Source organism: Allobaculum fili (genome assembly GCF_020969955.1).
In the GTDB taxonomy this organism is placed as follows: domain Bacteria; phylum Bacillota_I; class Bacilli_A; order Erysipelotrichales; family Erysipelotrichaceae; genus Allobaculum; species Allobaculum fili.
The window spans coordinates 1-18,242 of sequence record NZ_JAHDSX010000016.1 but is presented as its reverse complement, the minus strand read 5'-3'; the positions used below and the strand labels follow the sequence as shown (position 1 = coordinate 18,242).

16 protein-coding genes, 1 tRNA gene, 1 other RNA gene and 2 pseudogenes are annotated in these 18,242 nt (G+C 50.9%); 11 read left to right on the top strand and 9 right to left on the bottom strand.

What is annotated here, in order from left to right:
* Positions 1-59 precede the first annotated feature (59 nt).
* From Afil_RS11360 to Afil_RS05260, 5 genes and pseudogenes are all read left to right on the top strand, one after another.
* Positions 60-359: pseudogene (locus tag Afil_RS11360) on the top strand (transposase family protein); the annotation flags it as partial.
* Positions 360-386: 27 nt separating this feature from the next.
* Entirely contained in the window at positions 387-719 is a 333-nt protein-coding gene (locus Afil_RS05270) for a transposase (protein WP_230267521.1), read from the top strand.
* A 15-nt stretch (positions 720-734) separates the two neighbouring features.
* Positions 735-932 (top strand): annotated as a pseudogene (locus tag Afil_RS11355) (transposase); the annotation flags it as partial.
* Between the two features lie 17 nt (positions 933-949).
* A complete protein-coding gene (locus tag Afil_RS05265) occupies positions 950-1,522 on the top strand; it encodes a transposase (protein ID WP_256460724.1) in 573 nt (190 codons plus the stop codon).
* Positions 1,523-1,846: 324 nt separating this feature from the next.
* Positions 1,847-2,395 carry an energy-coupled thiamine transporter ThiT gene (locus Afil_RS05260; RefSeq protein ID WP_230267520.1) on the top strand — a complete coding sequence of 183 codons (549 nt, stop codon included), beginning with the start codon at positions 1,847-1,849 and terminating at the stop codon, positions 2,393-2,395.
* Between the two features lie 157 nt (positions 2,396-2,552).
* Here the strand turns inward: Afil_RS05260 and rnpB are convergent.
* An RNA gene (gene rnpB, locus Afil_RS05255) (RNase P RNA component class B) lies at positions 2,553-2,913 on the bottom strand.
* A 44-nt stretch (positions 2,914-2,957) separates the two neighbouring features.
* Entirely contained in the window at positions 2,958-3,413 is a 456-nt protein-coding gene (locus Afil_RS05250) for a DivIVA domain-containing protein (protein ID WP_230267519.1), read from the bottom strand.
* Positions 3,414-3,682: 269 nt separating this feature from the next.
* On the opposite strand from Afil_RS05250, the gene recU reads away from it, so the two are divergent.
* Both recU and Afil_RS05240 read left to right on the top strand, forming a co-directional pair.
* Entirely contained in the window at positions 3,683-4,297 is a 615-nt protein-coding gene (gene recU / locus Afil_RS05245; RefSeq protein ID WP_230267518.1) for a Holliday junction resolvase RecU, read from the top strand.
* Positions 4,298-4,300: 3 nt separating this feature from the next.
* The gene (locus Afil_RS05240) at positions 4,301-6,931 is read left to right on the top strand and encodes a transglycosylase domain-containing protein (RefSeq protein WP_230267517.1); all 2,631 of its coding nucleotides are present in this window, start codon (positions 4,301-4,303) and stop codon (positions 6,929-6,931) included.
* Between the two features lie 66 nt (positions 6,932-6,997).
* Here the strand turns inward: Afil_RS05240 and Afil_RS05235 are convergent, their stop codons facing one another.
* From Afil_RS05235 to Afil_RS05215, 5 genes are all read right to left on the bottom strand, one after another.
* Positions 6,998-8,398 carry a hypothetical protein gene (locus Afil_RS05235; RefSeq protein ID WP_230267516.1) on the bottom strand — a complete coding sequence of 467 codons (1,401 nt, stop codon included), beginning with the start codon at positions 8,396-8,398 and terminating at the stop codon, positions 6,998-7,000.
* Positions 8,399-8,714: 316 nt separating this feature from the next.
* The gene (locus Afil_RS05230; protein ID WP_230267515.1) at positions 8,715-9,254 is read right to left on the bottom strand and encodes a nitroreductase family protein; all 540 of its coding nucleotides are present in this window, start codon (positions 9,252-9,254) and stop codon (positions 8,715-8,717) included.
* A gap of 172 nt (positions 9,255-9,426) precedes the next feature.
* Positions 9,427-10,347 carry a calcium/sodium antiporter gene (locus Afil_RS05225; protein WP_230267514.1) on the bottom strand — a complete coding sequence of 307 codons (921 nt, stop codon included), beginning with the start codon at positions 10,345-10,347 and terminating at the stop codon, positions 9,427-9,429.
* 216 nt (positions 10,348-10,563) lie between these two features.
* On the bottom strand, positions 10,564-11,148 hold the full coding sequence (locus tag Afil_RS05220; protein ID WP_230267513.1) for a manganese efflux pump MntP: 585 nt from the start codon (positions 11,146-11,148) through the stop codon (positions 10,564-10,566).
* Between the two features lie 222 nt (positions 11,149-11,370).
* Positions 11,371-12,405 (bottom strand): Cof-type HAD-IIB family hydrolase, encoded by a 1,035-nt coding sequence (locus Afil_RS05215; protein WP_230267512.1) that lies wholly within the window; start codon positions 12,403-12,405, stop codon positions 11,371-11,373.
* Between the two features lie 752 nt (positions 12,406-13,157).
* Here Afil_RS05215 and Afil_RS05210 point away from each other — a divergent pair.
* The 3 genes from Afil_RS05210 to Afil_RS05200 all read left to right on the top strand — a co-directional run bounded on the left by Afil_RS05210 (position 13,158) and on the right by Afil_RS05200 (position 15,179).
* A tRNA-Asn gene (locus Afil_RS05210) sits at positions 13,158-13,233 on the top strand.
* 180 nt (positions 13,234-13,413) lie between these two features.
* Positions 13,414-14,037: a glycerol-3-phosphate acyltransferase gene (locus tag Afil_RS05205; RefSeq protein WP_230267511.1), complete on the top strand. Its 624-nt coding sequence runs from the start codon at positions 13,414-13,416 to the stop codon at positions 14,035-14,037.
* Entirely contained in the window at positions 14,025-15,179 is a 1,155-nt protein-coding gene (locus Afil_RS05200; protein WP_230267510.1) for an MGDG synthase family glycosyltransferase, read from the top strand. The genes Afil_RS05205 and Afil_RS05200 overlap by 13 nt, the downstream gene beginning before the upstream one ends.
* 100 nt (positions 15,180-15,279) lie before the next feature.
* Here Afil_RS05200 and Afil_RS05195 read toward each other — a convergent pair whose 3' ends face one another.
* Positions 15,280-15,807 (bottom strand): flavin reductase family protein, encoded by a 528-nt coding sequence (locus tag Afil_RS05195; RefSeq protein WP_230267509.1) that lies wholly within the window; start codon positions 15,805-15,807, stop codon positions 15,280-15,282.
* 283 nt (positions 15,808-16,090) lie between these two features.
* On the opposite strand from Afil_RS05195, the gene Afil_RS05190 reads away from it, so the two are divergent.
* Positions 16,091-17,320 carry a TIR domain-containing protein gene (locus tag Afil_RS05190; protein WP_230267508.1) on the top strand — a complete coding sequence of 410 codons (1,230 nt, stop codon included), beginning with the start codon at positions 16,091-16,093 and terminating at the stop codon, positions 17,318-17,320.
* Here Afil_RS05190 and istB read toward each other — a convergent pair.
* Complete coding sequence (istB, locus tag Afil_RS05185; RefSeq protein WP_230267507.1) at positions 17,248-18,072, bottom strand: IS21-like element helper ATPase IstB; 825 nt, start codon at positions 18,070-18,072, stop codon at positions 17,248-17,250. The two genes, Afil_RS05190 and istB, sit on opposite strands and share 73 nt — an antisense overlap.
* Positions 18,073-18,242 lie beyond the last annotated feature (170 nt).

Sequence of the window (18,242 nt, the reverse complement as noted above, 5' to 3'; positions counted from 1 at the left end):
AAAGGGTCTTCCGTAAGCTGGAAAAGTCGATCAAGACTACCAGATACAGGAGATCCCGTATGTACTCTACTAACTCTTCAGCTGCTTTTCAAGTTTCCAATGAATCGAATAACGGTCTGCTTTTCATTCCCTCATCGCTGCCGGGCTTTACCCAGTCAGGTGTTTATTCCCGGATCGATGCTTCCGGAAATCATTCCATCTATCAGTGTGACGGAGTACTCTGTGAAGTCACTGATGAAGAACGAATCTGCCCCGTTTGCGGTCAGAAGATGCACATCAAATCATCTCGTTCAATCACACTACGCCACCTTCCCTTTGGCTTGACTTATATCCATGTCACCGTGAAGGTTCAGCGCCTCTTCTGCGAGAACGGCCATCATACACAAATGCGATCTATTCCATTCAGAGCACAGAAGCATACGATTACTACAGCTCTCGAATCGTACATTGAAGATCTGCTGGCAAGCGGCCGCTATACCCTGAAGGAAATCGCTGAGCGGACTGGTGTCGGAGCTCATCTCGTTGGCGAGATTGATAAAGCCAGGCTGAGCAGGCTTTATACGGATCAGACGGAACTCGGACCAGTGCTGAAGAAAACCGATACCTGCAGTCGATATCTGGCTATCGATGAATTCAAGCTTCATAACGGCCATAAATACGCCACCCATATCATCGATCTGGAAACCGGCCATGTTCTTTGGATTGCCAGAGGCAAGTAGAAACAGGTCGTATACGATTTTATTGATCATGCGGGTATTGAATGGATGAGTCATGTTCAAGCTGTTGCCTGTGACATGAACTCTGATTTTCAGGAAGCATTTCAAGATCGATGCCCATGGATTTCTATCGTATTTGACTATTTTCATATCGTTAAGAATTTTAACGATAAAGTGGTCTCTGAAGTCCGGAAGGATGCTCAGAGAGAGAGCTGATCGCAAGCGGTGAAATCGTGCAGGCCAGGCTTCTCAAAGGGTCGAAGTATATTCTGATGTCTTCTAAGGCAACGCTGGCTTCCAAAGATGCAAAAGGGAAGGCTGGAGCCATGATGGGTGGCGAGAACACCTTGTTTGGGTTAAAGCCAGTTCTTGCCAAAACAGGTTTTGTCAAACGGTATAACGAACTGCTCAAGGTGAACTCTCTCTTCATGACCTGCGATCTGGTAAAAGACCAGCTGGAAAGAGCCTTCAAACGCTCAGATCCAGAGGAGATGGCGCAGCTGCTGAATTCACTGATTGACACGTGCAAAGGAACGAAAAACAAGCACTTTAAATGGTTTGCGCGACTCAGCGAGAACCATTATGAAGGGATCCTTTCGCATGCCATTTACGGGATATCTTCAGAAAAGATTGAAGGAATCAATAACAAGATCAAGACCGTCAGACGACAGGCTTATGGTTTCAAGGATGATGGGTATTTCTTTCTTAAGATCATCGATGCTTCAAGAAACCCATCAACCAAGAATCCCAAATTCCACAAAATTTTTCATCGAACCATTTTTCTAGTGAAAATGAGCCAAAAATAATAACTCAGACGAGGGGAAGCGTTTCGATTCGGCCGAAAAGCGGCAGTGTAAACGAAGGAAAACGCATAGAGAAGGAAAACGCACAGAGAAAAGGAAGAATTGAATGCGAACGTGTCCAATTTCAGGCGCCCGTCCTCTTTGCGTATTACAATACGTCTGTTCGTTCGCTGCTCGATTGAATGGTCCAGAATAAGGAAGAGAATTCTTTTCAGGCGCAAAGGAAAAGCGTTCAGCCTTCTTCTGGTATTTCGCTCTCTGGTGCACGAACGGCGTGCAGTCATGAAAATCCGGCTTTCTTCTGCGTATAAAAAGGAGAAAACGAAAATGTCTGATCGTTCAAAAACGAGTGTCCGCAAGGACAGCAAATTTACCACCCGAAGCATCGCCTACATGGCCATGTATCTGGCGCTGTTTTTTGTTCTCGACTACCTGAGCAATACCCTGCCGCTCTTCCGTATGCCGCAGGGCGGAACGCTCGGTCTGGGAACTATCGCGCTTCTTCTGGCCAGCTATCATCTCGGCTGGCAGCTTGGTCTGATTACCGCCATGCTTTCGGTTCTGATTCAGTTTGTTACCGGACAGATGTATATTCTGGGCTTTACACAGTTTCTGCTCGATTATTTCATCGCCTTTTCCGTGTACGGCATCGCATGCCTGTTCCCAAACTGGAAGTACTTTTATTCCGGTGTGCTGATCACCAACCTGATCCGCTTTCTGTCCTCGACCATTTCCGGCGTTGTCTTCTACGGCGTTACCTGGTGGGGATCCATCGTCTATCAGTCTTCCTATATGATTCCGACCCTGATCGTCGATCTGATTCTCGTTCCGCTGCTCGTTCGCGCGCTGTCCAAACGAGTTTCCTTCCACGTTTAGAAAAACGGTATCGGCAGACCCGGCGTTTCAAACTTACCCATGGTCTGCAGACAGCCAGGACGGATCTTCCCGATCCGTTCTGGCCTTTTTCTTTGTTCGATGCAGAAGGCATAAAAAAACGCCCGGACGAATCCGGACGTACAAACGTCTGAGCAAAAGTCATAAGCCATGTTCTGTTCTTTTCGCGAAAGCAAAAAGCCGCAGCAATTTATCTATGCGTACGCATCTGTCTCTGGCTTCAGTTGGCCTCGGACAGTTCCCCTACCAAATTTGGGTTTCTCGCTTGAGGGGTTTACCCGTTCCACCTTTTTCGTTTCCGAAAAAGCTTCGTCTCTGTGGCACTTTTAAAGACGTCGGCCATGAAAGGAGGATTCCTTTTTTAGGCTTCCGTACAGCCGTATGTTCTTGCGAACACCCCAGTCTTATTGATTCGGCTGGCACAAACACTACAGTCATCGCAGACTGTGCGAGCATGGACTTTCCTCTGGCAGTCAGGCTGCCAGCAGCTGCGTCGTTCTGTTCAGAACCATTTGTCGATTCAAAGAATCGATTAAAATTAAAATTAGTGCGAAGCGAATACAGCCGCTTCCAGACGGGCTACGCGCTCTTCGAGCGTGAGCGGTTCGGCTTTCTCTTCTTCTTTTTCTTCTTCGGCTGCCGCTTTAGCTTCTTCAAGCGCCTTGGCGCTGGCTTCCGCCTGCTCTTTGGCTTCCTGGGCCTGGCTGGAGAGCGCTTCGTTTTCCGCGGTCAGGTTTGCCACCTGTTCCGTGAGCGCCTTCAGCTGTTCCTGAAGGTCGGCGAGTTTTGCGGCCTGGTCCTTGTTTTCCTGTTCAAGCTGGACCACGCGTTCGTTGGAATGAATCAGTGCGGAGGAGAGTTCTCTGCTCTGATCATCAAAATCCTGATAATCTTCAATAATATCGTCCAGGAACGAGTCAACCTGATCGGCGTCGTAGCCTTTTTCCTTGGACGGGAATTCCTTATCGTAAATCTGCTGGGCGGTTAATCTGAATGCCATGTGAACTTCCTCCATTGCGTTTGTCATTATATCAAATGAAAAGAAACACCTCAATCCTTAAGGTTCCTTTCTTGTGATTTTATAGTATAATTTCACAATATGTGACTCCATCGTCTTACGCTCGTGAAAGCCGAATTTAAGAAAACGAAAACAAACACTTAATATCCTTTAAATAAAGCGGGAATATCCTGAATATGTCTTTTTGCATGGAACGGGACGAGCCGTCTGGTTCGTTGAAAGCGCCATGGTTTTTCTATATAATTCAGACGATGAGTCAGATAAAATATCCCGCCGGAATGCACAAGGCGCAGGGCGTGCGCCGCATGAGCGACAACCATGCAGACCGGGGGTCCAGTCTGGAAGACGATCTCAACGCTTCCAATCTGTACTACCGGGAGATGAAGCGGGCCCTGATCTATAAAAAGCCGACCCCTGTACAGGTCGTCCATGTGGACTACCCCAGCCGGGGCCGTGCGAAAATCACGGAAGCCTACTATCGAACGCCCTCCACGACCGACTACAACGGTCTCTATCGAGGAAGATACGTAGACTTTGAAGCCAAACAGACGCAGAACCGTACAAGCTTTCCTAAATATCTCGTCCAGGAACATCAGATTGAACACCTTCAGCGTGTTCAGGAACAGGGCGGGATCGGTTTTTTTATTGTACGCTTTACAAGTCTGATGCAAACGTATCTGGTCGATGCCGGCGATCTGATCGCCGCACACCAGCAGACGCAGGCGAAATCCATTCCTGTTTCATGGTTTGAACAGAATGGGATTCTGCTTAAAGAAGGACTTTATCCAAGAGTCGACTACCTGTCTGCAGTCGACGAGAAATATGCAGCTTATTATATGGAAACCCCTTTGAAAGGAGACAAATAGAAAATGGCACAGCAGCAACACGGGCGCCAACCTTCCGCCCGCCCTACTGGCAAGCCGCGAAAGACGCTCGATGCCTGGAACAAGATCGCGATCGCCGTTCTGACCCTGTTTCTGGTCGGATGCGTTTCGGTCTTCTTCGTGCTCGTCAATATTATTAACGACCCGGAAGGCATGCGCTTTTCCAAGGACGGCTTGTCCACATTATCCAACTCCCGAATCTTTGATGATTCCGGAAACATGTTTTATGAATTTGGTTCCGAAATCCGCGACGACATTACGTACGATCAGCTTTCGCAAAATGTCATCGACGCCTTCCTGGCGGTAGAGGATTCCCGTTTCTTTACTCATAACGGTTTTGACCTTCCGCGTTTCACGGCAGCCGCTCTTTCCAACCTGCAGAGCGGAAGTCTTGGCCAGGGCGGTTCGACACTGACCATGCAGATGATCGACAACGCCTTCACCAAAAACCAGGAAGCCAAGCTGGAAGCGGAAAAAGGTTCGCTTTCCACCCTCGATAAAATCAAGCTGAAGATCCAGGAAATCTACCTGGCTCTCATTGCGGAACAGACCATCGACAAGGAAGACATTATGGAGTTCTACCTGAACCGAATCTGGTTTGGTTCCGGAAACAACACACGAGGTATACAGAAAGCCGCGCGCTACTACTTCGATAAGGATGTCTCGCAGCTGAACCTTGGCGAAGCCGCCTTCCTTGCCGGAAGCATCAACGCGCCGTTTACCAACAACCCGCTCAACAACATCCACAACGCGTCGGATGAAACCGATACGATCGACCATCTCGCCGCCGGACAGGAGCGAAGAAACACGACGCTTCAGCTGATGCTCAACCACGGCTACATCACCGAAGAGGAATACAACCTCGAAAAGAACGCAGATCTGGCGTTCGCGCTGAACTATCACGAAACCATTTCCGTTGACCCGAACCAGGCCTACATTGACCAGGTCATTCAGGAAGCACAGAGCCTGACCGGTCAGGACCCGGCCATTATCCCGATGGACATTTACACCGCTCTGAATCAGGGCGCGCAAAGCGAGCTCGATAAGATCATGAACGGCGAAGTCGTCGCCTTCCCGAACGAGATGATGGACTTCGGTACGACGATCATCAACAACAGCACCGGTGAAATTATCGCCGTCGGTGCCGGCCGTCATTACCATTCCGATTCGGTATCGGTTAAGCAGGACAACTCCATGAACACCCGTCAGCCGGGTTCCGCCATGAAGCCGCTGCTCGCCTACAGCTCAACCTTTGATATTCTCGGCTGGTCAACCGCCCATATCGTGGACGACAAACCGGAAGACTACTGGCACAGCGGATCCAACCTGCGAAACTCCGACGGAAAATACGATGGGAAAATGTCGCTGGCCAGAGCGCTGGGCGTTTCGAAAAACACCACCGCCGCCGCAGCGATGATCGATCTTGTCGACGCGACCGGTACGGATTACTGGGTAGACTTCTGTAAGAAGCTCGGCTTCGATGAGCGAACCGCCGAACTCTTCGCCCCGCAGTATTCGATCGGCGGTGCCGACATGTACGCTTCCCCTACCCAGATGGCTTCGGCGTACTCGATGTTTGCCAACCAGGGTACCCGAATCAACGCGCACCGGATCCGACGAATCATCCGCCGTTCCGACAACATGGAAATCAGCGGCGATTCGACTGAATACGAACTGATTTCCACACAGGCCGCCTACATGATGAGCACGCTGCTCAAGGAAGTTGTTTACGGCGGCTATCAGAACTACAACGAAATCCTCGGCAGCCCGGATTATGTGGCCTACGCGAAATCCGGTACATCCTCCTGGGAAGAAGAAGGGGCCCAGTACGGCATCCCGGCCGGAGTTATGAAAGACGAATGGTCCATCGGCTACACCTCAACGTATTCGATTGCGACATGGTCCGGCTATCTGCCTGCCTACTTCATGCAGGGCTACTACATGGGCTGGACCGAACTCGAAGCCGCACCGGCCTTCCACATCAACCGCTACATGCTCGATTACCTGGCGCCAAACGGCAACTACCATGAAATCGAGCGTCCGGATCAGATTTCCGACTACAAAGGCGGTCTGATCAAAACCGAATTCCTTGAAAAAGGCGATCCGGATGCCGGCGACAGCTACACCAACCAGCTTCTTGAAGCCAACCGTAAAGCCTGCCTCGCCAGCGGCGGTTCCTTTGATAACGGAGCCTGCTCCTGCCCGGACGGCTATAAGCTCAACAACAACGCCTGCGTACCGGATGTAGAATCCGAAGTACCTTCCGAAGATCCGGATCTTCCAATTGATGATCCCGGCAATCAGGATCCCGGCAATCAGACGCCTCCAGGTCAGAATCCGGGCGATGATCCCAGCATTCCGACCCCGCCAACGGATCCAGGCACGCCGCCAGATGATCCGGGCAATGATCCTGGAACGCAGGTTCCGCCAACGGACACCCCGGATGTAGCTCCGCAAAGCACGACATCCTCAAACGGTACCGCCTATGCGGCCCGCGGAACGTTTTATCAGACGCTCGGCCACAAAGCGAACAGTGCGCTGACCTTTGAGATTTCCTCGCTCACGCCGGCGGATCCAAAGTTTTTCCTGAAACGCAGTCAGAGAGCGATGCTCTAGAAACCCGTCGCCAAAGACAAACGCATTAAATCAAAACGGACAGATCTCTGCGATCTGTCCGTTTTTTCATATCTTATTGTCTGGCTGCGGTTTGGTCTGCGTATCCGGATCTGGATTTGTCTCTGGTTCTGGAATCTCCTGTGCTTCGGCCTGCGCTATCCCTGGCTCTTCCGTTACGCCATCTTCCGTTTTCTCTTCCGTCAGGTCGGTTAAATCCGCTGGCGCCTCTTCTTCGGCTTCTGGCGGATTGTAGAAGTTTTCGCGCAGCAGCTGTGCCTCGTCTTCACTGAGTGAGCGGCGCTTTACAAGCGTATCGAGTACTTCTTCAAAAATGTCGTCCGCAATGAGCATTCCCAGTTCGGTCAGACGATTTCGTTCGATTTCACGAATCACCACGTTGCCGTCATAAAACTCGTCGAGATCCAGATACTTTTCGCTCTGCTTATACGTCCACATGTACACGTATTCGTTTTCGCTGAAGAAATCCTGAAAGATCCCGCCGCACTGACGGGTGATCCGGATTCGTTCCTTGCGGGCAAACGCGGGAGCCGCACCGGTCTTTTTGCGAGCCGGGTTTTCGTTCTGCTCGTCCTGTGCCTTGCGCGCTTTGAGCTCCTTTTCTTTCTGCAGGAGCGTAGAGGTTTTGCAGAAGCTGATCAGCGGATACTGCTCCGGCTGCTCGAGCTTCTCTTTTTGAAGGGACGCGAACGGGAAGAAGTAATGATTGATGCTCTCGACGGAAAGCACCTTGGAATCGGGCTGAGACTGTCTGGGGGAAGAAAGCCGATAGCCCCAGGCTGTATCCTGATCCACCGTACTGATCAGAAACGGCTCCCCGGAAGAAAGCGAAACAATATCCCCTGGAATTCTGGACTGGGGACGCGCGGAAATCTGCCAGACGGTTTCTTCCTCTTTCGGACTTCCTTTTCTTTTCTGCGTGCTGACTTTTCGAGTGCCGACCATGCGCAGAATTCGATCGGCAATGCGTCGATCCGATTCTTTCAGGCTGGTGGAAAGAGAGAGCACTTTACGCGCCGGGATTTCCTCCCAGTGGCTCAGATCCACAAACGTGCTGCCCTGCGCGTGGTAACGGGATCCAAACAGCATGAACTGATCGTAATCTTCCGGTTTCAGTTCCATCTGGACCCAGCTGGAAATTTTCTTTCGGCGCTTGTGCGAGGAAGGACAGCCGATCAGGCCGTCTTCGGTTTTGGCCAGAATCAGGTAAGGACGGCAGCGATGGCCTTTGGGGACATCCGCAAGTGCCCAGTCGCTCATGGGCATTTCACAGTAGACGAGATCGCCCGGCTTAACGCGATCAAACGCGTGAATTTCTCGAATCGTCGCGTTGGACTCAATCGCCCCGTACTCTCTTCGATTTTTCCAGAGTTCCCAATACGAATGGATATGTTCAAAAAAATGACGAATCGACTGGGCGGTCCGTTTCAGAACGTTCTGTTTCTTCACGCGCTCCTCGCCTCCTTTCTCCGGTTAAAGGGTTCTGCGGGCCTGTGCATTCTATTGTAGCGGGAATCTCGTCTATTCCCTATCCCTGTTTGAAACGACGCACACAAAGCCTGGACAGCACCTGATCATGAAAAAGAAAGGAAAAAAGCTCAGATCCAGAAAGCGCAGAACACGAAAAAGGACAAAGCCGTTCCGTGCCAAACGAGAAGCGTTCCGCGCGGGCTGCCTTGTCCATTTGTGTTTTCTGCTGGTGTGTTTTCTGTAGAACGAGCGGATTCAGCGGCTGGAATGGGCAGGATTAAGTGTCCGGGAGGAATCAGTCCTTGAAGACAGCGACATCCTTCAGCTTGTTTCGCTTTGGCATTTCCGGATCGATATCCGGTTTTCCTAAAGCGACGACGCACATGATTTTGAGCTCTCCTGGAATAGAGAGCGCCTGACGAATGGCCTGTTCGTTGTAAATCCCCATGATGAGCGTTCCGAGATCGAGACGCTTCGCTTCGAGGCAGAGGTTTTCTACCGCGAGGCCGCAGTCAAAGCAGCTCCAGCCTTCCCCGATCGCATTGGCGTATTCGCCGTCATTGCCCATGCCGCTTTTTCGCGGTTCATAGCATACGACGATCAGGCACGGGGCGTTTTCCGTGTTTTTCGCGTTAAAAGCCGGAAGACCGTTTTCCCGGAGCTCTGCGAGCAGCTGATCGTTGGTGACCACATACCAGCGCGGGCACTGCGAATTTTTCCAGCTTGGCGCAAGAATGGCGGCCTTGAGAACTCTGCGGATGTCCTCATGGTCGATCGGTTCGTTTTTATAGCGGCGGATTGCTCGACGATTTTCGAGTACTTTATCAAATTTCATGGAAAATTCTCCTCTGATGCAGGATAGCCGTACTGGCGCCTGTATTTTTAGGCCGCTGCTGCATGATGTCTTTTCCTTCAGACACCGAAGTGCGGAGCGAAAAAAAGATCCTGCTTTACCAGAAATTGTAGCAGGATCTCGATTTCATTCGATGCAAAACGAGAAGAATGGATCAGCGCAGGATGGTATAGGCCACAAAACAGCAGTAAACCAGGATCATGCAGATGCCTTTGGTTCGATTGAGTTTTGGAGAGAACCAGCACAGTGCGAACATTCCGATGGCGACGGCCAGAAGAATGGCGGAATCGATCACGTTAAACATGTCTGCACTAAGCGGCGAGATCGTCGCGGAAGCGCCGAGAATGAAAAGAATGTTGAGAATGTTGGAGCCGATGGCGTTCCCGATCGAAAGGCCGCTTTCGCCTTTTTTCGCCGCGGTCACGGAAGTAACCAGTTCCGGCAGCGACGTTCCGACCGAAACGACGGTCAGACCGATCAGGTTTTCGGACATGCCCAGACTCGCCGCGATCTCCTTGGCGCTGTCGACGGTGATGTCGCCGCCAAGAACGATGGCCGCAATGCCGATCAGAAGCAGAACCGGAATTTTCCAGGTCGGCATCTGCTTTTCATTGCTGTCTTCTTCGACCGGGTTCTTTTTCGCGTCCCGGATCAGCACGTAAAGATAAATCGCCAGGATGATCAGAAGAAGAATGCCTTCTACGCGGCTGAGGTTTCCTCCGAGAAGGAAGAGAAGCAGAAGCAGCGAGCAGAAAATGTTGACCCCCATATCCCGGCGAAGAACCGTTTTATGGATGACAAACGGGGTAATTGCCGCGCTGGCGCCGACCACGACGAGCGTATTGAAGATATTCGATCCCAGTACGTTGGAAATTGCCAGAGCGTTGCTGTTGGCAATGGACGCCGAAATGGACACGGACGCTTCGGGAAGCGAGGTGCCCAGTGCGACGATCGTCAGACCGACAATAACCGGCGAAACTTTCATTTTCAGTGCGGCGGCACTTGCGCCGTCCACAAACAGGTCGGCGCCCTTAATCAGCAGGACGAAGCCGACGATAAGCCATAAATAAGCCATAGATACCCTTTCTTAAAAACCATGCTCCGGTTTGGACGCAGGTCTGTCGTATGTACTGTTGTATGTACTGTCATACGACGTAAAAACGGCAGATTTCGGTTTGCCGCGCCTGCGGTGTTTCCGTTCTGCCATTTCAACGCTCTTAACTTTCTACTCTCTTTTCAAATTGCCTCTTCTTCCGCCTGGATGCCCGTCGGACGAGGTCCTGCGAAGCGATCAGAGAATTCCGTAAGAAGAAAGCAGAATGTGTATGCCGATCAGAATCAGAACCAGACCGCCCGCAATTTTGGCTTTTTTCTGGAAGTGACTTCCGGCGGCGGAACCGAGCCATACGCCGAAGGCGCAGAAGATTCCGGTGACAATCGCGATGATCACACAGGCAAGCATCGCATTCGCCCAGACCGGCCATGCGGCGACGATTTCTACCGGCGTCATCGAAAAGGAAACGCCGACAGCGAGCGCGTCGATCGACGTCGCAATCGCCAGCATGAACATTTCTCCGGTTTCAATGGAAGAATCGGTATCTTCTTCCTTTCCGGATTCACGGATCATATTGATCCCGATGAAGGCCAGCAGGCCAAAGGCGATCCAGCTCGAGAACGACTGTACGGCGCCGACAATCATCGCGCCGAAGAAGTAGCCAAGAGCCGGCATGAGGCCCTGAAACAGACCAAACCACAAGGCGCAGGCGAGCATGACTTTCCCGTCGGCATGCTTTGTGGCCAGACCTTTACAAATCGAAACAGCGAAGGCGTCCATGGCAAGTGCCGCAGACATAATGATGACCGTTACCAGATTCATGTAATTCCTTCTTTCCGTTTTGAAATTGCCGACCGTCTTTTCCACTCTGCCAGAACTGTCCGGCAGGAAGGCTAAGCCGGAATATTATACCCCACGAAATCTTCGAACGTGTCGTTCTCGATCGTTCAAATGATTTGTCCGCGTTTACTCCGATCGGGAAGTACACAATTCAAAAAGGCTTAAAACAAAGCCGATTTGCGTGCGCAGACGCAGAGTTCGCTTTCATTTTTTGGTATGGGCTTTCGTGTTTGCGGGCAGGCCGAGCGCCATAAGCGCTTTTCGAATTCCGTCCTGCGTATTGGAATCCGTTACAGCCCACGCCTGCTGTTTTACGAAGTCTTTCGCATTGCCCATCGCAAAGGAAAAAGGCACGGTTTCAAACATGGAGACGTCATTTTCCCCATCGCCAAACGCGATGACCTGATCGCTTTGCCAGCCTTCCCGTTCCATCAGCCGGCGAAGGCCTTCGCCTTTCGAAAAGCCCAGAGGCAGCACTTCAAGCTGACGCGGCGTCGTTCGATAAATCGAAAACCGATCGCCAAAGCGCGCCTGCATCCGTTCGAAGAGTTCGATCAGCGGCTGTTCTTCCTGCATGATCTGCAGCTTGTTGACGGGCTTGAAAATTTCCTCGGCGCTTTTTACGTAATGAATTTCCGGATAGCCGTCGCGCATGTCCGCCAGCCATTTCCATGGCCCTGCCGTCCAGGGATAGTCGTCATCCAGATGATTTTCCCCGCGCAGCAAAATTTTATGTTCCCGTATCGCCGGAGAAAAATAGACAAACATGCCGTCGTCAAATACGGCCTGGCTTTCCGCGTTCTGTCCGATCAGCCACGTGTAGATCTCCCGGATTTCTTCCGAAGACATCTCGTGGTATTTGGTACGTTCCTTTGCAGAGAGATCGTATAGAGCGACGCCGTCCACTTCAATGAGCAGTCCTCCGTATTCGTCCATTCTCAAATCGTTCGCATAGCGAAGAAGCCGCTTATAGCTGCGCCCTGAAGCCAGAATCAGACGGATGCCCGCCTGTTCCAGCCCAATGAGATACGCACGGGTTTTGGGGGAGATTTCTTCTTTCGCGTTGAGCAGCGTGCCATCCATATCCATAATAACGGCCCGAATCCGCGACGGATCGGGACGGTCTGCGGGCAAGGATGCAGCGAGTGTCTGGATCTCTTTCAAATTGTTCAAAAGAGAAGACGTCTCGCTTAAAGTCTTTGCATCCTTCATTTTTGTGCTGTCTGTGTTTGTGAACATACTTTCCCCCTGCCTTCTTGTATTATCTCGTGCTGTTTGTTTCGTTTATTTCGTCCCGTACGGCTTCTGTTCCATCACGTACTGTTTTGCCTGTCGCCTCCCGCCGTGTTTTCTGCACAGCTTTTCCCGTTTTGTTTTTCCCATTTTGCTTCTCTGGTATTGCTTCTCTGGTATTGCTTCTCGCGGTTCATTCTATGTGCAGCCATTCCAGAAAAACGCATGGGGGTTAAGGCGATGGATCCAATATCAAAATACACTGATCATCTTATCGCATTCCCAAAGCGACCGAACTTTGAAGCCTGTTCCCTTTCTGCTGAGGTTCGGTTTAACGCTTGCATTGTTCCTCTCGGTGCTGCAGACGGTTCAAGCGTCTGGTTTTGCAGCCGGATTTTGTTCCTGAACCGCCCGGATCGGCTTTTTTTTCTGAAGTGGAACGCGTTTCTCGGGAGAAAATTTCCATTTTTTGAAATTTTCTTCTGCATTTGGATGCCCGTATAGAGTCCAGAGAGCCTCATTTCTGTTTTATCCGGACCTTGTGGAAAACTTTTTTCTGGTTTGTTCTGAGGAGCGTTTATGGCGAAATCCCTTATACCCATCGGATTTTTCCGGTTTTTGATTGACCCACATATACTTTTAAATCTGAATTTAAAATTTTTTGAATGAAATTTGTTGACGGGGTTAGGGGAAAATGATAAATTATCTTTGCGCTCAGGGAGCGGGTTGAAAAAGCCGCTGATGAGCCAAGATCAAATGCCTGAATAGCTCAGTCGGTAGAGCATCCGGCTGTTAACCGGCAGGTCACAAGTTCGAGTCTTGTTTCAGGCGCCATTTGATCAATCGCGGAGCTAACGCTCCGCTTTTTTTATGCGATTTTTTGATGGAGAAGCTTTTGGCTTCTCCTTTTTCGTGCGTAACTTTTTTGTAAATCCAATGCGATAGGCAATCTCACAAAATCGTTTGGCATGATTGAAAGGTCCTGAAGGGCTTTTCGATATAATATAGAGAATCATGATGACACTATTCGCCTATCTGCTGTTCGGTTATCTTTCCGGGAGCATTCTCTATATTCACCTTTACTCGGCACTGTTTTCGAAAAAAGACGCCACCCTGGGAACCGAGGACGGCAATCCCGGCACCTTCAACGCCTTTGAAAAAGGCGGGTTCTGGTGCGGTCTGTTCGTTCTGCTCGGCGATCTGGGCAAAGCCTTCCTTCCGGTTTATCTGTACACCCGCACGCCAGAATGCGCCCTGATCCCCTGCAGTCTGATGCTGGTCATGTGGGCGCCGGTCTTTGGACACCTGTTCCCCATTTTCTATCGTTTTCGCGGCGGTAAAGGCATCGCCGCCACATTTGGCTCCGCCCTTGGCGTATGGGCCGGTCAGGTGAGCTTTCTGCCCACGCTGGCTTTAATCGTGCTTTTTCTGACCTTTACGCTGGTCATTCGAATTCGTCCGAATTTCTACATGACGGGGCTTGTCTTTATTCTTTACGCCCCCATGTGTCTGGCTTTGCAGGCCGCTTCCGTTTTAGTCGGTGGAGCGGCTCTGACTTCAGTTTCTGTACTCGCAAGACTCGGCCTGTCCAAAGAAGCCCGGCCGGATATGGAGGTAAGCTTTTTATGGAAGCGCTGATTCTGTCCTGTTCGACCGGCGGCGGTCACAATTCCGCCGCACACGCTATGGTCCACGAACTCACGGCGCGCGGCTGGACCGTACATTTCTTCGACCCGTATTCTTTGCGCTCGCCGCAGATGGCCAGGCGCGTCGGCAGCGCCTACGTTTCCATGGTGCAGCTTTCGCCGCATCTCTTTGGCGCCGTCTATCAGCTCGGCCGCCTGTACGAAGAAGGCGAGCGAAACTTCAGCCTGCCCAATCCCGTTCTGGCGGTCCAGAAAAAGACCGCTCTGGCTTTGCATCGCTGGCTGAGCGAACATCCAGTCGATCTTATCCTGTGTTCGCATCCGTATCCGGGACTCATGCTCACCTGGCTGAAAAACCATGGTCTGCACGTTCCGCCTAGCGTAATGATTCCCACCGACTATACGTGCATTCCCTTTGAAAGCGACGTTCAGACGGACTGGATGACCATTCCCCATCCCGATCTGGTGGAGACCTTCTTTCAGGAAGGCGTCGATCACTCCCGCATGATCCCCTGCGGCATTCCCGTCGATCGCAAGTTCGATCTGCGCACCAGCCGGGATAAAGCCTGCAAGGCATTAGGGCTGAGTCCTTCCAGACGCTACGTTTTAGTCGGCGGCGGATCGATGGGCATTAAAGGTCTCTGGCCCATGCTCATTTCCCTGCAGCCGCTGCTTGAAGACCAGCCGGATCTGCACATTCTCGTGCTTTGCGGCAACAACCGGAAACTGTATCGCCGCATCGAAAAGTTCAACGATCCATCCATTTCCCCGGTGGCCTTTACGAAAAACATTTTTCAGTACTTGCAGCTGGCGGATCTGTTTATTACGAAACCAGGCGGCCTTTCCATTACCGAAGCGGCCGCTTCCGGAACGCCGCTGCTGCTTGCGTTTGCGATTCCAGGATGTGAAACACAGAACGCGGAGTTTTTCGAACGTCACGGCTATGCCTGCTACGCCCGTACAAACGACGAGATCGCTTCTCTAGCTGCACACATGCTGAAACATCACCGTCCCGAAAATACGCCGCCAGACCCGTTTTTTACCGGCATTTCCAGACGGCTTGGCGACTGGTGCGAACTGGCTGCGTCCATGAATCCGCAGTCCGATCCTTTTCTTCCCGGACTTGCCGAATAACGTTCAATTTACAAATCAAGGCGGATCCTCCCTTTATCTGGAGGATCCGCCTTTGTCTGTCTGTATATGGAAATGTGCAGTATCGCGCGGAAGACCCGTTTTACTGTTCGTCGTTCTGCAGGAGATAAACCGCTTTAATGTGTGCGATATAGATTGTATGATTGTCCCCTTCTGGATAATAGTGCTTCCGGATTTCGGAAGGAATGCTGGCCGGATCTTCCTTCTGGGCGTAAAGCACCTGACACTCAATCGTCAGCGGCAACTCCAGAATCGCCGGTGTACACACTTCCTCGCCCGGAACGGTGTGGAGATGGCAGGCTTCGAACTTGTCTACGTCCCGGCCGGATTTCGTTCCGCAGAAGCCTAAAATCGACCGGACATCCATGCCGGGCATCGGGCAGCTGATCGTAAAGACGGGGTTGGCATCGAGAAGCGTTTTGGTAAAGCGGCTTTCCCGCACATACACGGTGAAGACATCCATTCCCCAGTTGGTTCCCAGGCCGCCCCAGCCGATCGTCATGGTATCGCGAACATCGCCATCCTGCGTCGTCAGAAGAATGCCTTTGGGCAGCTGTTCCAGCACAATACCGGAAACTTCGGCAAGCGTCATCGGTTTTGAAGTGATCATATTCTGTTCTTTCCTTCTTTCTATGTGGATTTCCAGCTAGATGAGTGTCTAGCTTTTTATACGGGTTCTGGCCTGCTCCATGTTTTCTGGCCGTCTGGTGTACCCCGAATACTGGACGCAAAAGTGAGGAAAGAATCCCGACTGCACACGCAAACGTACCCGTTTTCCTCCTCTGGATTTTCCTTCCGGGAATCTCTTTATAATAAAGGCAGGCCTTTTGTATGGGAATGTATTCCTATTTTAGGACAGTCCAAAGAAGAAAAGGCATAGACGGGGAGGAAAGATGACAAATTCTGCGAACGGCATTTCTATTGTTCTGTTTTCAAGCGGTCTTTCCGAAAAAAGCGGTATTCTTCAGCATTTGAAATACCGCCTGGAAGAATATGACTATCAGGTCAGCGAATGGAGGGATCTGTTCGCGCAGGCCGTAAACGAAGAGCAGATCGCGCTTCTGCCGATGCTCATCAAAAAGATTCCGTCGTTTGACTACGCCATTCTGATCTGCGAAGGGCATGATGAAACGACACTCATTCGAAACGGCGAAGAAATCCGGGAAAAGACGATGCGGGACAACGTGCTCTTTGAGATCGGTCTCTGTGTCATGGCCCTCGGTCCGGAAAAAGTCATCCTGCTCAGTGACGAATCGGTCCGTCTGCCCGAAGATCTGTCCGGTGTAAACGGAGGAATCGCACTGCCGGCTTTTCGGTTTGATCCCTGGAACACGGAGGAGATGGAGCTGACCGCAAAACGGATTCATGAAATCATTGAACGGACGAATCGTTCGATCGACGGAATCCACGATTACATTGAACAGACGACCGATGTGACGGCACCGATGGTCATCGGAGCGGCCAATGCGCTGGCAGTTTCCTACATGCGCAATTTCGTCTTCCGTCTGATTGAGAAACTGGACGAACCCCCGATCTTTAAACCCGAAGATCAGCACATAGCCGAAACGCTGATTTCCCAGGGCGCATGGAAAATTCACATTTTGCTTCCCTCTTCTCTGCATACGGAAGATGTCCGAGAATTCCTGGGGAAAGATCCTATTTTCAGTCCGGCCCGGATCGAACAGGCGCGCTTTCGGCCTCTGAACTTTCAGTACCTCCTCACCGCCGATACGCTTCATATCGTCGATTTTCCGTCGATTGTGACCGCATCCTACGATACGGTAAAGCGCATTCTGGAACTGAATGCGGACGACTCGCCGGACCGACAGGCCAAAGAACGGTTTCAGATCAAGGAAATTCGCATGTTCGAACATACGCTTCGTACGCTTCTTTGCGAAGATTATGTTCAAAAGGCAGCCAGAAGCCGAAGCCGGAGCGAGGGCGAATACGTCCGGCTGACCAAAAAGCTGATGGATGGCATTGAAAAAGTTGAAATCCGCTATGAGCAGAAGGAGCTGTTTTTGTCAATTGAAAACTGGTCCACTTTGGGTTATAGAAGACTGCTCTTTCCAGAGCAGTTCCTTCTCCCTTCACCCCCTAGGGGGGTGACGCGCTTTTTCTGATTTTTTCCGCCTGATTTTTCTTCAACCCATTTCTTGGTTTCACGAAGCCTGTAACTCTGGCCGGTCATATTGATCATGTAGGCCTTATAAGCCAGTCGATCAATCATCGCTGACGTCAGTACTTCATCTTTGAAAATCTCGCTCCAGCGGTTGAGCTCCAGATTGCTTGTGACGATCAAGGACTTCTTGCCATTGCGACTCGAAATCAAGTTAAACAGAATCTCACCAGATTTCTGATCGAATGAGCAGTATCCAAGTTCGTCCAATATCACGAGGTCAAAACTTTCAAAACGTTTCTTATATCGAAGCAGCTGGTTCTGGCTCATGGCTTCACGGATCTCGATCAACAGATCGGACACCCCGATAAACAGAACGCTCATATTGTTCAGACAGGCTTCCATACCCAGACAGATAGACAAGGCACTTTTTCCCGTTCCTGGATTTCCAATCAGGATTACGTTTTCTCCATTTTTTATAAAGTCCAGACTTGAGAGCTCTTTTACTTTCTGCTGGATTTCGATTCTCAAATGTTCCGTTTGAAAGTCTTCCAGAGACATCCGATTTGGGAAATGCGCCAGCTGGATCCGCTTCTGAATACAGTTTTCATTGCGGCTGATCGTTTCGCCTTTGAGGACCTTTTCCAGAAATTCTTCGTAATCAAGGTGATCTTCTCTCGCCTGGGCAGCCAGTTCCTTATAGTTCTGGCGGATAAAAGGCAGGCGCAGCCTTTTGGCGTAAGCTTCAATGTTCATTTCATACTCGCTTTCTAGGCAAAGAGGGCCTGGTATTCTTCTACCTGTGCGGCCAGAGGCTCATAGACAGATTGGCGCTGAGGTGCCTGACAGGCTTCTATCCTGAGCAGATCTTTGATTTCTTCCATAGGCCGGTCTTTGTGTCTGGTGAGTATTTCTATGAATTCTTT

Coding starts and splice junctions, on each gene's coding strand:
- Afil_RS05270 (WP_230267521.1), top strand. CDS start 387: ATGCGATCTATTCCATTCAGAGCACAGAAGCATACGATTACTACAGCT.
- Afil_RS05260 (WP_230267520.1), top strand. CDS start 1,847: ATGTCTGATCGTTCAAAAACGAGTGTCCGCAAGGACAGCAAATTTACC.
- Afil_RS05250 (WP_230267519.1), bottom strand. CDS start 3,413: ATGGCATTCAGATTAACCGCCCAGCAGATTTACGATAAGGAATTCCCG.
- recU (WP_230267518.1), top strand. CDS start 3,683: ATGAGTCAGATAAAATATCCCGCCGGAATGCACAAGGCGCAGGGCGTG.
- Afil_RS05240 (WP_230267517.1), top strand. CDS start 4,301: ATGGCACAGCAGCAACACGGGCGCCAACCTTCCGCCCGCCCTACTGGC.
- Afil_RS05230 (WP_230267515.1), bottom strand. CDS start 9,254: ATGAAATTTGATAAAGTACTCGAAAATCGTCGAGCAATCCGCCGCTAT.
- Afil_RS05225 (WP_230267514.1), bottom strand. CDS start 10,347: ATGGCTTATTTATGGCTTATCGTCGGCTTCGTCCTGCTGATTAAGGGC.
- Afil_RS05220 (WP_230267513.1), bottom strand. CDS start 11,148: ATGAATCTGGTAACGGTCATCATTATGTCTGCGGCACTTGCCATGGAC.
- Afil_RS05215 (WP_230267512.1), bottom strand. CDS start 12,405: ATGTTCACAAACACAGACAGCACAAAAATGAAGGATGCAAAGACTTTA.
- Afil_RS05205 (WP_230267511.1), top strand. CDS start 13,414: ATGATGACACTATTCGCCTATCTGCTGTTCGGTTATCTTTCCGGGAGC.
- Afil_RS05200 (WP_230267510.1), top strand. CDS start 14,025: ATGGAAGCGCTGATTCTGTCCTGTTCGACCGGCGGCGGTCACAATTCC.
- Afil_RS05195 (WP_230267509.1), bottom strand. CDS start 15,807: ATGATCACTTCAAAACCGATGACGCTTGCCGAAGTTTCCGGTATTGTG.
- Afil_RS05190 (WP_230267508.1), top strand. CDS start 16,091: ATGACAAATTCTGCGAACGGCATTTCTATTGTTCTGTTTTCAAGCGGT.
- istB (WP_230267507.1), bottom strand. CDS start 18,072: ATGAACATTGAAGCTTACGCCAAAAGGCTGCGCCTGCCTTTTATCCGC.